The 13,364-nt window shown below is 68.9% G+C and carries 13 protein-coding genes; 7 read left to right on the top strand and 6 right to left on the bottom strand.

Going from position 1 to position 13,364, the window contains the following annotated elements; all coding sequences use genetic code 11:
• Positions 1–122: 122 nt before the first annotated feature.
• Positions 123–1,334, bottom strand: coding sequence for an NADP-dependent isocitrate dehydrogenase (locus tag ACP56T_RS01990; protein ID WP_430910420.1), 1,212 nt, complete (start codon positions 1,332–1,334; stop codon positions 123–125).
• A 221-nt stretch (positions 1,335–1,555) separates the two neighbouring features.
• On the opposite strand from ACP56T_RS01990, the gene ACP56T_RS01985 reads away from it, so the two are divergent.
• The 3 genes from ACP56T_RS01985 to ACP56T_RS01975 all read left to right on the top strand — a co-directional run bounded on the left by ACP56T_RS01985 (position 1,556) and on the right by ACP56T_RS01975 (position 5,336).
• Entirely contained in the window at positions 1,556–2,104 is a 549-nt protein-coding gene (locus ACP56T_RS01985; RefSeq protein WP_430910419.1) for a formaldehyde-activating enzyme, read from the top strand.
• A gap of 63 nt (positions 2,105–2,167) precedes the next feature.
• Entirely contained in the window at positions 2,168–2,962 is a 795-nt protein-coding gene (locus tag ACP56T_RS01980; RefSeq protein ID WP_430910418.1) for an RNA methyltransferase, read from the top strand.
• A 34-nt stretch (positions 2,963–2,996) separates the two neighbouring features.
• On the top strand, positions 2,997–5,336 hold the full coding sequence (locus ACP56T_RS01975; RefSeq protein WP_430910417.1) for a putative bifunctional diguanylate cyclase/phosphodiesterase: 2,340 nt from the start codon (positions 2,997–2,999) through the stop codon (positions 5,334–5,336).
• 13 nt (positions 5,337–5,349) lie between these two features.
• On the opposite strand, the gene ACP56T_RS01970 is transcribed toward ACP56T_RS01975, so the two are convergent.
• The 4 genes from ACP56T_RS01970 to ACP56T_RS01955 form a co-directional block, all read right to left on the bottom strand.
• The gene (locus tag ACP56T_RS01970; protein WP_430910416.1) at positions 5,350–6,672 is read right to left on the bottom strand and encodes an O-acetylhomoserine aminocarboxypropyltransferase/cysteine synthase family protein; all 1,323 of its coding nucleotides are present in this window, start codon (positions 6,670–6,672) and stop codon (positions 5,350–5,352) included.
• Between the two features lie 8 nt (positions 6,673–6,680).
• Positions 6,681–7,067, bottom strand: coding sequence for a response regulator (locus tag ACP56T_RS01965; protein ID WP_430910415.1), 387 nt, complete (start codon positions 7,065–7,067; stop codon positions 6,681–6,683).
• A 145-nt stretch (positions 7,068–7,212) separates the two neighbouring features.
• Positions 7,213–8,457, bottom strand: a complete 1,245-nt coding sequence (locus ACP56T_RS01960; protein ID WP_430910414.1) for a sensor histidine kinase — start codon at positions 8,455–8,457, stop codon at positions 7,213–7,215.
• A gap of 284 nt (positions 8,458–8,741) precedes the next feature.
• Positions 8,742–10,373, bottom strand: coding sequence for an ABC1 kinase family protein (locus ACP56T_RS01955; protein WP_430910413.1), 1,632 nt, complete (start codon positions 10,371–10,373; stop codon positions 8,742–8,744).
• A 227-nt stretch (positions 10,374–10,600) separates the two neighbouring features.
• On the opposite strand from ACP56T_RS01955, the gene ACP56T_RS01950 reads away from it, so the two are divergent.
• Positions 10,601–10,852, top strand: coding sequence for a DUF7336 domain-containing protein (locus ACP56T_RS01950; protein WP_430910412.1), 252 nt, complete (start codon positions 10,601–10,603; stop codon positions 10,850–10,852).
• A 194-nt stretch (positions 10,853–11,046) separates the two neighbouring features.
• Positions 11,047–12,327, top strand: a complete 1,281-nt coding sequence (locus tag ACP56T_RS01945; protein ID WP_430910411.1) for an O-acetylhomoserine aminocarboxypropyltransferase — start codon at positions 11,047–11,049, stop codon at positions 12,325–12,327.
• A 38-nt stretch (positions 12,328–12,365) separates the two neighbouring features.
• Here ACP56T_RS01945 and ACP56T_RS01940 read toward each other — a convergent pair whose 3' ends face one another.
• A complete protein-coding gene (locus tag ACP56T_RS01940) occupies positions 12,366–12,632 on the bottom strand; it encodes a hypothetical protein (RefSeq protein ID WP_430910410.1) in 267 nt (88 codons plus the stop codon).
• Between the two features lie 51 nt (positions 12,633–12,683).
• Here ACP56T_RS01940 and ACP56T_RS01935 point away from each other — a divergent pair, with 51 nt between their 5' ends.
• Together ACP56T_RS01935 and ACP56T_RS01930 are read left to right on the top strand one after the other, a co-directional pair.
• Positions 12,684–12,974 (top strand): hypothetical protein, encoded by a 291-nt coding sequence (locus ACP56T_RS01935; RefSeq protein ID WP_430910409.1) that lies wholly within the window; start codon positions 12,684–12,686, stop codon positions 12,972–12,974.
• Positions 12,975–13,361 carry a hypothetical protein gene (locus ACP56T_RS01930; protein WP_430910408.1) on the top strand — a complete coding sequence of 129 codons (387 nt, stop codon included), beginning with the start codon at positions 12,975–12,977 and terminating at the stop codon, positions 13,359–13,361.
• Positions 13,362–13,364: the final 3 nt, after the last annotated feature.

Below are 13,364 nucleotides of genomic sequence, written 5' to 3'. Positions count from 1 at the left end.
GCGTGAGCGAGGGTCGGGAGAGGGGAGCACCCTCTCCGGAAGCGTCGCTCCCCTCATCCGACCCGCTTCGCGGGCCACCTTCTCCCGCAAAGGGGAGAAGGAGACGCACGCGAGACGAAGTCTCAGGCCATCGCGGCCTTGAGGTTCGCGTCGACCTTGTCGAGGAAGCCGGTGGTGGAGAGCCATTTCTGGTCCGGCCCGACGAGGAGCGCGAGGTCCTTGGTCATGAAGCCGGCTTCCACCGTGTCGACGCAGACCTTCTCCAGGGTGTTGGCGAACTTCGCCAGCTCGGCGTTGTCGTCGAGCTTGGCGCGGTGCGCGAGGCCCCGGCTCCAGGCGAAGATCGAGGCGATGGAGTTGGTCGAGGTCTCCTTGCCCTTCTGGTGCTCGCGGTAGTGGCGGGTGACGGTACCGTGGGCGGCCTCGGCCTCGACGGTCTGGCCGTCGGGGGTGAGCAGCACCGAGGTCATCAGGCCGAGGGAGCCGAAGCCCTGCGCCACCGTGTCGGACTGCACGTCGCCGTCGTAGTTCTTGCAGGCCCAGACATAGCCGCCCGACCACTTGAGCGCCGAGGCCACCATGTCGTCGATCAGGCGGTGCTCGTAGACGATCCCGAGGGCGTCGAAGCGCGACTTGAACTCGTTGTCGAACACCTCCTGGAAGAGATCCTTGAAGCGGCCGTCATAGGCCTTGAGGATGGTGTTCTTGGTGGAGAGATAGACCGGGTACTTGCGGTTGAGGCCGTAGTTCAGCGATGCGCGGGCGAAGTCGCGGATCGAATCGTCGAGGTTGTACATAGCCTGCGCCACGCCGGCGTCGGGGAACTTGAAGACCTCCTTCTCGATCACCGTTCCGTCGTCGCCCTCGAACTTGATGGTCAGCCGGCCCTTGCCGGGCACCTTGAAGTCCGTGGCCTTGTACTGGTCGCCATAGGCGTGGCGGCCGACGACGATGGGCTGCGTCCAGCCCGGCACCAGGCGCGGAACGTTCCGGCAGATGATCGGCTCGCGGAAGATGACGCCGCCGAGGATGTTGCGGATGGTGCCGTTGGGCGACTTCCACATCTCCTTCAGGTTGAATTCCTTCACCCGCGCCTCGTCCGGGGTGATGGTGGCGCATTTCACGCCGACGCCGTGGCGCTTGATCGCCTCGGCCGCGTCGACCGTGACCTTGTCGTTGGTGGCGTCGCGGTGCTCGACGCCGAGGTCGTAATAGTCGAGGTCGACGTCGAGATAGGGGTGGATGAGCTTGTTCTTGATCTCGGCCCAGATGATACGGGTCATCTCGTCGCCGTCGAGTTCGACGACGGGGTTCGCGACCTTGATCTTGCTCATGAGCCGTTGCCTTTCGTGAGGTCCTGCGCCCGGCGGCATGCAAATGCCGTGCGGATGTCGGCGGGCGTCATAGCGCGCATGTCGCGATGCGGGAAGGCGAGGGCTGTGGAGCAAGCCCTGACAGCGGGGTGAGGCTGTCACCCCGCCGCCGCCGGGGGTGGACTTTTCGGCCGCCGCCGTGTGGGTGCCCGCATCGACACGACGAGACGCAAGGAGACGCCATGAGCGGACGCATCGTATTCCGGTCTGGGGAGGCCCTGGTCGCCGGAGGGCCGCCGAACACCGCCGCCGAGCCCGAGGTCGTCATCGGCGAGCTCGACGGTCCGGTGGGCACCGCGCTCGCCACGCTCACCGGCGATCAGGTGGTCGGCCACAGCCGGGTCTTCGCGCTGCTCAACACCGACATCATGGTCCGCCCGGTGACGCTCTGCGTCTCGAAGGTGAGCGTGACCGAATCGAAATACACCTCGATCCTGATGGGCACGGTGCAGTTCGCCATCGCCAACGGCGTGCTCGATGCCGTGCGGGCCGGCTACATCCCCAAGGAGAAGGCCAACGACCTCGGCATCATCTGCTCGGTCTGGCTGAGCCCCGGCGTGATCCAGGCCGAGCATGTCGACCACAAGGCCCTGTTCGAGATCCAGCGCAGGGGCATGACCGAGGCCATCCGCAAGGCGATGACCAACGAGCCCTCCATCGACTGGCTGCTCGAGAACCAGGACAAGATCGAGCACAAATACTACCGCATGGGTCTCGACGGTAAGATCTGACTTTTTTCGACCGCGCGGCGGGGAGCCTCGACGGACCCCACCGCGCGTGCGACAGGGCCCATTATGGCCGAAACCACCGAAATTCCGCGCGACGACACGCCCGCAGTCATCCTGGTCGAGCCGCAGCTTGCCGAGAATATCGGCATGACCGCCCGCGCCATGGCGAATTTCGGGCTATCGGACCTGCGCCTCGTGGCCCCCAAGAACGGCTGGCCCAAGAAGGGCGTGCGGGAAGCCGCGTCCGGCGCCACGCATGTGCTCGACGGCGCGCGCGTCTACGCCACCGTTCCCGAGGCGATCGCCGACCTGAACTTCCTGCTCGCCACCACGGCGCGCGAGCGCGGCCAGATGAAGCGCGTCTTCGCGCCGGACGCCGCGATGGCGGAGCTGGTGTCCCGCGCCGGACAGCGCGTCGGGGTGATGTTCGGGCGCGAGCGTGTCGGGCTGTCCAACGACGAGGTCTCCTTCGCCGACGCCATCGTCACCTTCCCAGTCTCGCCGGACTTCCCCTCGCTGAACCTCGCGCAGGCGGTGCTGCTCGTCGGCTACGAGTGGCGCAAGGCGTCCGGCCGGGCGGTGCTGCCCTTCGAGGGCGCGATGATCGCCCCGCCGGCGAGCCGCGCGGCGCTGCTGTCCCTGTTCGAGAGCCTCGAATCTGCGCTGGCCGGGGCCGGCTTCTACCCGCCCGAGAAGCGCGAGATCATCGCCCGCAACATGCGCGACATGCTCCACCGCATGGCGATGACCGAGCAGGACGTGCGCACCCTGCGGGGTGCATTGCGTGCCCTCTCGCGCCGGCGCGGCGAGCCGTCCGAAAGCGAGCGGATGGTGGAAAACGGTGACGGTGCGGCACGTTAACCGCTCCTGAGCCTTTGGCTGCGACAGTCCGGCCATGCTGGACACGACATTGAGCCGTATTGGCGGCGAGTTCCTCTGCCCGTACCGCGAGGCGGCCTTTCAGGCGGACCGGCTGCCGGAGACGCTGCGCCATGCGCGGCTGCTCTTCGCCCTCTCGGCGATCTTGAACTTCGTGTTCCTGGCGAGCGACTGGCGCTTCCACGGCGAGCCGCATTTCTACGTCGCGATCCCCGCGCGGCTGATGGTCGTGGCCGCCTCTCTCGCCTGCCTGTGGCTCGCCCCGCGGGCGCGGGATTTCGCGCATCTCCAGCGCATCATGATCGGCTGGCAGGCCGCGATGACGGCCGGCATCGCGGTTCTCGTCTCGTCCCGCTCCGACATCGCCCTGTTCGTGGTGCTGCTCGTGCCGGCGATCTTCCTGATCGTGGTGCCGACGCGCTTCCGCTGGACCTTGACCGTGGGCTTCGGGAGCGCCGCCGTGCTGATGGGCGGCTACATGCTGCCCCTGCCGCTGCCGGATACCAGCCTCGGACTGCTGCTCGCCGCGACGATCGAGATCATCGCCCTGCTCCTCGTCGTCCTGCGCTCCAACCGCCTGCGCCGCGTCGAATGGGCGGCGGTCGAGGCCCTGAGGCTGACGAACGCCGAGCTCGCGGAGAACAAGCGGCTCTTCGAGACGATGTACCGGGCCGTCCCCATTCCCATCGTCGTCTCGTCCGCGCAGACCGGCCGGATCGAGAGCATGAACGACGCCGCCTCGCGCTTCTTCGGGATCGCCGAGCCCGGCAGGCATTTCGACCTGAACACCAGCGACCTGACTACGCTCTCGGCGCGCCGGCTGATCCAGGCGGCGATCGAGAAGCACGGCATCGTCCGCGAGCTCGAGATCCCGGTGACGGGCTTCGACGGGCGCTCGAGCGACGTGCTGATCTCCGCCGGCCGCGTCGAGCTTCGGGGCGAGACCTGCGTGGTGTCGAGCCTCGTCGACATCACCAACCGCAAGCTCGCCGAGCAGGCGGTGCGCCGGGCCGCCAGCCACGATCCCCTGACCGGCCTGCCGAACCGCGCGATGTTCCAGTCCACCCTCGACGGGGCGATCGTCTCGGCCTCCATCGACGCGTCGAGCCTGGGGCTGATCCTCCTCGATCTCGACGCCTTCAAGGAGGTCAACGACACCCTCGGGCACGATGCCGGCGACGCGCTCCTCAAGGAGATCGGCCGCCGGCTGTCGGGCATCCTCGGCCCGGAGGATCTGGTGGCGCGTCTCGGCGGCGACGAGTTCGTGATCGTGATCGCCGGGGGCGGGCGCCGGCTCGGGGTCCCGCGCCAGCGCATCCACGCCATGGCGGACGCTGTGTTCGAGGTCCTTGCGCCGTCGGTCTCGATCGCCGGCCGCAACGTGTCGCCGCGCGCGAGCCTCGGGCTCGCCCTCTACCCGGAGCACGCCGACAACGCCGCCGATCTGCTGACCAACGCCGATCTCGCCCTCTACGCCGCCAAGGGCGCCGGCCGGAACCAGGCGAGCCTGTTCCATCGGTCGATGAGGGTCAGGATCGAGGAGCGGGTGGCCCTCAGCCGGGAGTTCCGGGCGGCGCTGGAGCAGGGCCGGATCGTCCCGTTCTACCAGCCGAAGGTGAGCTTCGAGACCGGCCGGATCGTGGGCTTCGAGGCGCTCACCCGCTGGCAGCATCCGGTGCGCGGCGTCCTGGCGCCGGCCGCCTTCGCCTCGGTCTTCGACGACGCGGAGGTCGGCGTCCTGCTCGGTCTCAGCCTCGCCCGCCAAGTGGCCGCCGATGTCGCCGGCTGGATCGCCGAGGGGTTCGATCCGGGCCGCGTCTTCGTCAATCTCTCGACGGCGCAGTTCGCGGACCGGGAGCTCGCCGCCGTGCTGCTCGGGATTCTCGACGACGCCGGACTGCCGGCGTCACGATTCGGAGTCGAGGTGACGGAGACCGTGCTCATCCACGGGCAGAGCGAGCGCATCTCCGAGACGCTGGAGGCGTTGCGCAAGGCGGGCGTGCGCGTGGCGCTCGACGATTTCGGCACCGGCTATGCCTCGCTCACGCATCTGAAGCGCTTCCCGGTGAGCGAGATCAAGATCGACCGCAGCTTCGTCTCGGACCTCGCCAGCGACGTGAACGACGCCGCCATCGTCACGGCCCTGCTCCAGCTCGGCACCAGCCTCGGGCTCGACGTCACCGCCGAGGGCGTCGAGACGCGGGAACAGGCCGCCTTCCTGACGCAGGGCGGGTGCAGCTACGCGCAGGGATATCTCTATTCCAAGCCGATCGCCGCGAGCCGCGTGCCGCATTTCCTGGGCGAGCACGAGGCGGCCCTGAAAGACCCTGCCGGCGCCCTCGTGGCGGCGGCCTGAGCGGCCGCGGGGATCAGCCGGCGCGGGCCAGGGCCTGCTCGATGTCGGCGATGATGTCCTCGACGTTCTCGAGACCGATCGACAGGCGCACCGTCTCCGGCCCGACGAGGGACGCCGCCTTCTCCTCCGGCAGGAGCTGGCGGTGCGTGGTGGTCGCCGGATGGATCGCCAGCGACTTGATCTCGCCGATGTTCACGAGATGCGAGACCAGCTCCAGCGCGGTGATGAAGCGCAGCGCCGCCGGCTCGCCGCCCTTGAGCGCGAAGGTGAAGATCGAGCCCGGCCCGTTCGGGACGTAGCGGTTCGCGATCTCCTCGCCCGGCTGGCCCGGCAGCCCCGGATAGCTCACCCAGGCCACGGCCGGATGCGCCTTGAGATAGGCCGCCACGGCCCGCGCGTTGGCGCAGTGCCGCTCCATGCGCAGCGGCAGCGTCTCGATGCCCGTGAGCGTCAGGAACGCGTTCATCGGCGAGAGGCCGGGGCCGAGGTCGCGCAGGCCGAACAGTCGGCAGGCGACGGCGAAGGCGATCTCGGGGAAGCGCTCCGTGACCACGAGCCCCTCGTAATCGGGCCAGGGCTCGTTCACGAGGTTGTAGCGGCCGGGCCGGTTCCAGTCGAAGCGGCCGGCATCGCAGATCACGCCGCCGATGGTCTGGCCGGAGCCGCCGAGGAACTTCGAGGTGGAGTGGACGACGATGTCGGCGCCGTACTCGATCGGCCGGATCAGGGCCGGCGAAGCGAGGGTGTTGTCGACCACCAGCGGAAGCCCGTGCCGGCGGGCCACCTCGGCGATCCCCGCGAGATCGACCACCGTGGCGCACGGGTTGACGATCGACTCGCAGACGATCGCCCGCGTCTGCGGCGTGATCGCCGCCTCGAAATCCGCCGGGTCGAGCCCGGCCGCGAATTGCGGCTTCAGGTCGTAGCGCCCGTCGAGGCGGCGCATCAGCCCGAGGGAGCCGCCGAACAGGCGCGGGGAGGCGACATAGGCCTCGCCGCTCTTCATCAGCGTCATCAGCACGAGCAGCACGGCCGACTGGCCGGACGACACCGCCACCGCCGCCTTGGCGCCTTCGAGCGCCGCGACACGGCGTTCCAGCGCGGCCACCGTCGGGTTCGAGCCCCGCGAATACGAGAAGCCCGTGCGCCGCATCGCGAAGATGTCGGCCGCCTGCTCGGTGGAATCGAAGACGAAGCCGTTGGTGAAGTAGATCGGCTGCGCCCGCGCGCCGGTGGCGGGGTCCGGCGCGGCGCCGGCATGGATCGCCTGGGTGGCGAAACGGCGGGGGCGATTCTCGGAGGAGTCTGTCTTGGAGGAGTCGATCGTGGAGGACATGGGCGCCTTCAGGCGGCGCGCTGGACGAAGGCGCGGAGCGTCCGCACCAGGGTCCGCGGCTCGTAGGGCTTGGGGATGAAGCGGGCGCCGTCGGGCATGTCGTCGGGGCCGGGAGTGCCCATGCCGGAGACGACGAGGACGGGGATGGCCGGCCAGCGCCGCGCCACGAGGCGCGCGAGGGCGAAGCCGTCCATGGACCCCTGGGGCATGTCGACATCGGTCATCAGGACCCCGACGTCGTCGCGATTTTCGAGGACCTTCAGGGCCTTGTCCGCATGCGTCGCCTCGAGCACCGTGAAGCCGGCGTCGGCCAGCGTGTCGGAGGCCTCCATCAGCAGGAGTCCGTCGTCTTCGACGAGCAGGACGACGGGATTCTCGGACGGCGTGTCGGTCATCAGGCCTGCGGCGATCCTCGGGACTAGTCCGGGCCCTATTCCCCGCGACCGCCCCCGTCAAGAACGGCGGCCCGGTGATTTTGCACTGCGGCATCCCAGGACGGCGCCCGGCGGCAGGCGCGGTGCGGCGCTTGGAAGCGCCCCGTCAGAGCGCGTCGGCGACGACGGCGGCGAGCGCCGCCTCCAGGGTCAGCACCGCGCCGGTCGGCGGATAGGACAGGGCCACGCTGCCGCCGAAGCTGTGGACCAGGCTGCGCTCGATCATGCGGGAGCCGAAGCCGACGCGGGTCGGCGGCGAGACCGGCGGCCCGCCGATCTCCTCCCAGCGGAAGCGCAGGTGATCCGCGCCGTCGCGCTCCACCACCTCCCAGCTCACGGCCACATGGCCCTCGGGGGAGGAGAGCGCGCCGTACTTGGCCGCGTTGGTGCCGAGCTCGTGCAGCATCAGCGCCAGGGTCAGCCCCGGCCGGGGGCCGAGGGTGATGTCCGGGCCGCTCAGGCGGAAGCGGTCGGGCTCGCCGTCCCCGTGCAGGGCCACGGCGCTCTCCACCAGGCCGCGCAGGCAGGCGCTCGACCAGGAGCCCTGCATCAGCACGTCGTGGGCATGCGCCAGCGCGATGAGGCGCGAGCCCAGCGCCTCGCTCGCCGCGTCGAGGGAGACCGCGTTGCGCAGGGTCTGCGTCGCCACGGCCTGCACGATGGCGAGGGTGTTCTTGATGCGGTGCGCGAGCTCCTGCATGAGCAGGCTCTGGCGCGCCTCGTTGGTCTTCAGCTCGGTGATGTCGCGGGCGACGGCGAGGACCTGGGCCTCACCGCCCGCCAGGGGCGGCATCGGCGAGACGGTGATGTCGAGCCATGTCGCCGGTGCCTCGCCGCCGTCGCCGACGGGGGCCTGGAACCGCTGCGTGCGTCCTTCGCGGGCAGCGTCCAGGGAGCCCCGCGCGAGTTCACTGAGCTCCGGCGGCGTCCACAGGTCCGGCCAGAAGCGGCCGACGAGGTCGTCCCTGCCGAAGAGCGCGAGGGCGGGAGCGTTCGCCATCTCGATCCGGCCGTCGCCGGAGAGCAGGGTCACTCCGTCCGTTATCGCGGCCAGAAGGCGCCGATGCATGTCCTCGCTCGCACGAATCTGCGCGTTCACCGCTTCGGAATAGGCGAGCCGCGCGGCGGTCGCCACAAGCCGGCCCCGGCAATCGTCGGCTCCCGCCTGCGGCCCTTCGTCGTGGCAGGCGCAGGCCGTGTCGCAGAAGCGATCGATCTCCTCCGCGTCGACGCCGCCCGCCCCGTCGTCCGGCCCGGACAGGGCGAAACCGCGATCCGCGATCTCGGCTTCGAGCGCGCCGATGCCGCGCTCGTTCATCTGGATGTCGGCAAAGGTGCTCGCTCGAACCACCGCGCCCCCCATTCCGCCACGGGGCGGACAGGCGTCGAGGCCGTTCCGTCACGTCGCGTCTCTCGACCGATCCGGGGGACGGAGCGACATGCCGTCGGCGAACGGCGGGAGCGGGCGGATCGATCCGCTTCTCGCTCTCCCCGAGCGCCTCAACGCCTCGCGGTTCGATAGAGTGCGAATCCTAGCACGTTGCCGCCGGGGCGCAAGTAAAGATCGAGCCTGTTAGAGTTTTCACGAATTGTCGGATTCTACGCAATTCTTGGGGCCGGCTCCGCTGCATTGCGTCATCTGTTGCGGCCGAGCAGCACCAGCCAGCCGACCCCGAGGGTGAAGACCACCATCCCCACGGTGACGAAGGCCGGCGTGCCGAGATCGATGAGGCGCGGCGCGAGCTGCGTGGCGAAGGCGGCCACCACCAGCGCCACGGCCACGCGTGCGGCCGCCCGCTCGATGCCGCGCGTGACCTTGTCGAGGCCCTTGACCTCGATCTCCACGGTGACGCGCCCCTGCTTCAGCCGCACCAGCATGAGGTGGATCAGGGTCGGAAGCTCGGAGGCGGCGCCGAACAGCCCCACGCCGAGCGCCTCGGCCTTGCTCTTGAGGCCGCTGAGCGAGAACTGCTTCGACATGGTGGCGCGCACGGTGGGGCCGGCGGCGGCGAAGAGGTCGAAGTTCGGGTCGAGGTAGCGCATCACGCCGTCGGCGGTGACGAGGCCCTTGAACAGGATGGCGAGGTCGGTGGGCATCGCGAGGTCGTTCTCGCGGGCCATGGTCATGAAGTCGGTGAGCACCAGGCCGAGATTGAGCGGGATCGAGGAGTGGCTCTCGACGAAGGCCTGGGCCGAGCCTTCCAGCTTGGTCATGTCCGGGTTGCTGGCCCCGGTCCAGTCGAGCAGCACGGCCATGAGCCCGTCCGCGTCCTGCTTCAGCATGGCGCCGATGAGCACGAGGAGCTGGTTGCGCCGCTTCTGCGAGAGGCGCCCCACGATCCCGAAATCGATGAAGCCGATTCGGTTGCCCGGCAGCGCCAGCAGGTTCCCCGGATGCGGATCGGCGTGGAAGACGCCCTCGATCAGGGCCATGCGCAGGAAGGCGTCGGTGCCCTTCTGGGCGAGCAGCTTCTTGTCGACGCCGATTCGGTTCAGGCCCTCCTCGTCGGTGGGCGAGATGCCGTGGATGAACTCCTGCACCAGCACCCGCTCGGAGCACCATTCCCAGTGGATCTTCGGGAAGACGATGTCGTCGCGGCCCTCGAACATCGAGGCGAGCAGCTCGCAGTTGCGGGCCTCGTTCATGAGGTCGAGCTCGCCGTTGAGGCCGGCGGCGAGGTGGCGCATCTGCTCGCGCGGCTGGTAGCGCGCCATGTCCGGCCACTCGGTCTCGACGATGCGCGCCCCATGCGCCATCAGCCGCAGATCGGCGTCGATGACCTTTCGCAGGCCCGGCCGCAGCACCTTCACCACCACGTCCTCGCCCGAATGCAGGCGGGCGCGGTAGACCTGCGCGATCGAGGCCGAGGCGATGGCGTTGGTGTCGAACTCGGCGAAGATCTCCTGCGGCGGCGCGCCGAGATCGGCTTCGAGCTGCGGGCGGATCTGCTCCCAGGGCATCGGCGAGACCTGGCTGTGGAGCTTCTCGAGCTCCTCGGTCCAGACCGGCGAGAGCAGGTCCGGGCGGCTCGCCAGAACCTGCCCGAACTTGATGAAGGTCGGCCCCAGCGCCTCGATGGCGCGGCGCAGGCGCTCCGGCTGCGAGAGCCGGGTCACGTCGATGCGCGGCTTCCGGCGCGGGACGATCGGGATGTAGCGCAGCCCGAGCTTGTCCACGACGTTGTTGACGCCGAAGCCGATCAGCACGGTGGCGATCTCGGACAGGCGCTGGCGGTCGCGGGCGGCGACGAAGGCGGTTTTCAGCATCGAGGCGGATGACCTGTAGGCGTGTCGTCGCGGGGGCGAAGCCCGAACGCACGACCTTTCCGACCTTTTTAGGGATGGGGCAACCGTTGCGCGCGCGGCGCGCGCATCGGCAGTGCTTCCGTTTGAAATCGGCGCCTGCTCGACCGCCCGTTCTCGACCCTGAGCAGACGCCGCGTTCATGCTACGGGTCGTGTTCGCGATTTCCTGCCAGAGAAGCGGCCACTTCGATGACGACAGTTTATCTGCTTTTCCACGAGCATGATCTCGGCGACGGAGACAGCGATGACAAACTCATAGGCGTTTATTCGTCGCGAGAAGAAGCGCTTCAGGCGCGAGAGCGCGCGGTATTGTTAGATGGTTTCCGCGATGTTCCAGAAGGCTTTATCATTGACGCCTACGAGCTTGGAAAAGATCACTGGACAACAGGCTATGTGACCGTCGTAAGCGGTCGGCTCATCGCAGGAAATAATCGAGGTTGACCATTCTCTCACTCCCACATGGTTCGATTTGTGGAGGTCCGCTTCCCACCCATTGCAGACCTTCCGTCCCCATCTCAAACTGAGACACGGCCCGCTCGCCGCGCACCGCTCGCCTTGCACCCCTCGTGCCCGCGGGCGTACAGGACGCGACACGACCCGCTCGACGGCCCCGCCGGCCGACCTCAGGAGCCCCGATGTCCGACCGCCTTCCCGGCTTCAACACCCTGGCGATCCATGCCGGCGCCGCCCCCGACGCGGCCACGGGGGCGCGCGCGACGCCGATCTACCAGACCACGAGCTTCGTGTTCGACGACGTCGACCACGCCGCCTCGCTGTTCGGGCTCCAGGCCTTCGGCAACATCTATTCGCGCATCACCAACCCGACCAATGCCGTGCTGGAGGAGCGCATCGCCGCCCTCGAAGGCGGGACCGCCGCGCTCGCCGTGGCCTCGGGCCACGCCGCCGAGTTCCTGACCATGCACGCGCTGATGCAGCCGGGCGACGAGTTCGTGGCGGCGAACAAGCTCTACGGCGGCTCGATCAACCAGTTCAACCACTCCTACAAGAGCTTCGGCTGGAACGTGGTCTGGGCGGATACCGACGATCCGTCCTCCTTCGAGCGGGCGATCACGCCCCGCACCAAGGCGATCTTCTGCGAATCCATCGCCAATCCCGGCGGCGTCGTCACCGACATCGCCGCCATCGCCGAGATCGCGCACCGGCACAACGTGCCGCTCGTGGTCGACAACACCATGGCGACGCCGTACCTGATCCGGCCCTTCGAGCACGGCGCCGACATCGTCGTGCATTCGGCGACCAAGTTCCTCGGCGGCCACGGCAATTCCATCGGCGGCCTGATCGTCGACGGCGGCCGCTTCCCCTGGGCCGGCGACGACCGCTACCCGATGCTCTCCAAGCCCCGGCCCGAATATTCCGGCATGGTGCTCTCCGAGACCTTCGGGAATTTCGGCTTCGCCATCGCTTGCCGGGTGCTGGGCCTGCGCGATCTCGGACCGGCGCTCTCGCCCTTCAACGCCTTCCTGATTCTCAACGGCATCGAGACCCTGCCGCTGCGCATGCAGCGCCACTCCGACAACGCGCTCAAGGTCGCGACCTTCCTCAGCACGCACGAGGCGGTGTCCTGGGTGAGCTATCCGGGGCTGGAGAGCGACCGCTACCACGCGCTGGCCAAGCGCTACTCGCCGAACGGCGCCGGCGCGGTCTTCACCTTCGGGCTCAAGGGCGGGTACGAGGCCGGCGTGGCGCTGGTCTCGAACCTGCACCTGTTCTCGCATCTGGCCAATATCGGCGACACGCGCTCGCTGGTGATCCACCCGGCCTCCACCACGCACCGGCAGCTCACCGACGCGCAGAAATCCGCCGCCGGCGCCGGCCCCGAGGTCGTGCGCCTGTCCATCGGCCTCGAGGACCCGGCGGACCTGATCGAGGATCTCGACGGGGCGCTGCGGGCCTGACGGGGGCGGCGCGCCGCCCCCGGACCCTCCGAAAAGAATCAGTCGCAGCGTTCGCGGCGGACCGTGGTGGAGGAGCCGTCCTCCTCCGTGCGGGTGACGGTCTTCGTCTCGCAGCCGCCGGAGTCCCGCTCCACCGGCACCACCCGGCGCTCGACGACGACGGGCGCCTCCTCCCGTTCGATGACGACGGCGCGGGGCGGCGCGTCCCGCTCGATGACGGTGGTCTGGGCGGAGGCGCCTGCCGCCGCGAGGAGGCTCGCCAGGGTGGCGGCGATGGGCATGAACGTGCGCATGGGCGATGTCATGGGCGATGTCCTGTCGTTGCGTTCGGATGGATCGGCAACGACGAGACGAGCGTGGCAGTTCCGCTCCATAGCCAAGCTTACGGCAATTTCCGCGGTGAAACTGCGCTGTGGATGGGCGATCCGTTCAGCCTTTGTGCATATGAGATCGGGATAAGGGCAGGGCGTGATCTTGATTTATGGCCGATGAGCGGGCACGACATCGGTCATAATCTTGCCGTTTCATTCCGGCAGGGAAAGCCTATTCCAGCCGATGCCGGGGCGGACGCCTCGGCACTCCTTCCCAAGCCTGCGCGCATGCCGCGCGGGAAGCCGCCGACGCATGTCCGCGAAGAGGTGTTCTGAATGTCGAAGGTCGTGACCGCTCTCGCCCTGCTCGCCGGCCTCGCCGCCTTCGAGTCGAAGGCCGCCGAGACGGGCGGCTACAACGGCACCTGGTCGGTGGAGCTGGTGACGGACAGCGGCGTCTGCGACGCGCGCTACAGCTATTCGATGTCGGTCAGCGAGGGGCAGGTGCGCCTGCTGTCGGCGGCGGATTCCGGCGCGCGGCTCAGCGGCAAGGTCGGGCCGGACGGGAGCGTCGGCCTCAACGTCTCGAACGGCAGCGCCAGCGGCGCGGCGTCGGGCCGGCTTCAGGCCCAGTCGGGCTCGGGCACCTGGAAGGTCTCGGCCCTCTGCTCCGGCCGCTGGACCGCCCGGCGGAGCGCCACGCGCACCGCCCAGGCGAACTGATTC

The sequence above is a fragment of the Methylobacterium endophyticum genome, assembly GCF_050591105.1.
In the GTDB taxonomy this organism is placed as follows: domain Bacteria; phylum Pseudomonadota; class Alphaproteobacteria; order Rhizobiales; family Beijerinckiaceae; genus Methylobacterium.
This window is presented reverse-complemented; position numbering and strand designations above follow the sequence as displayed.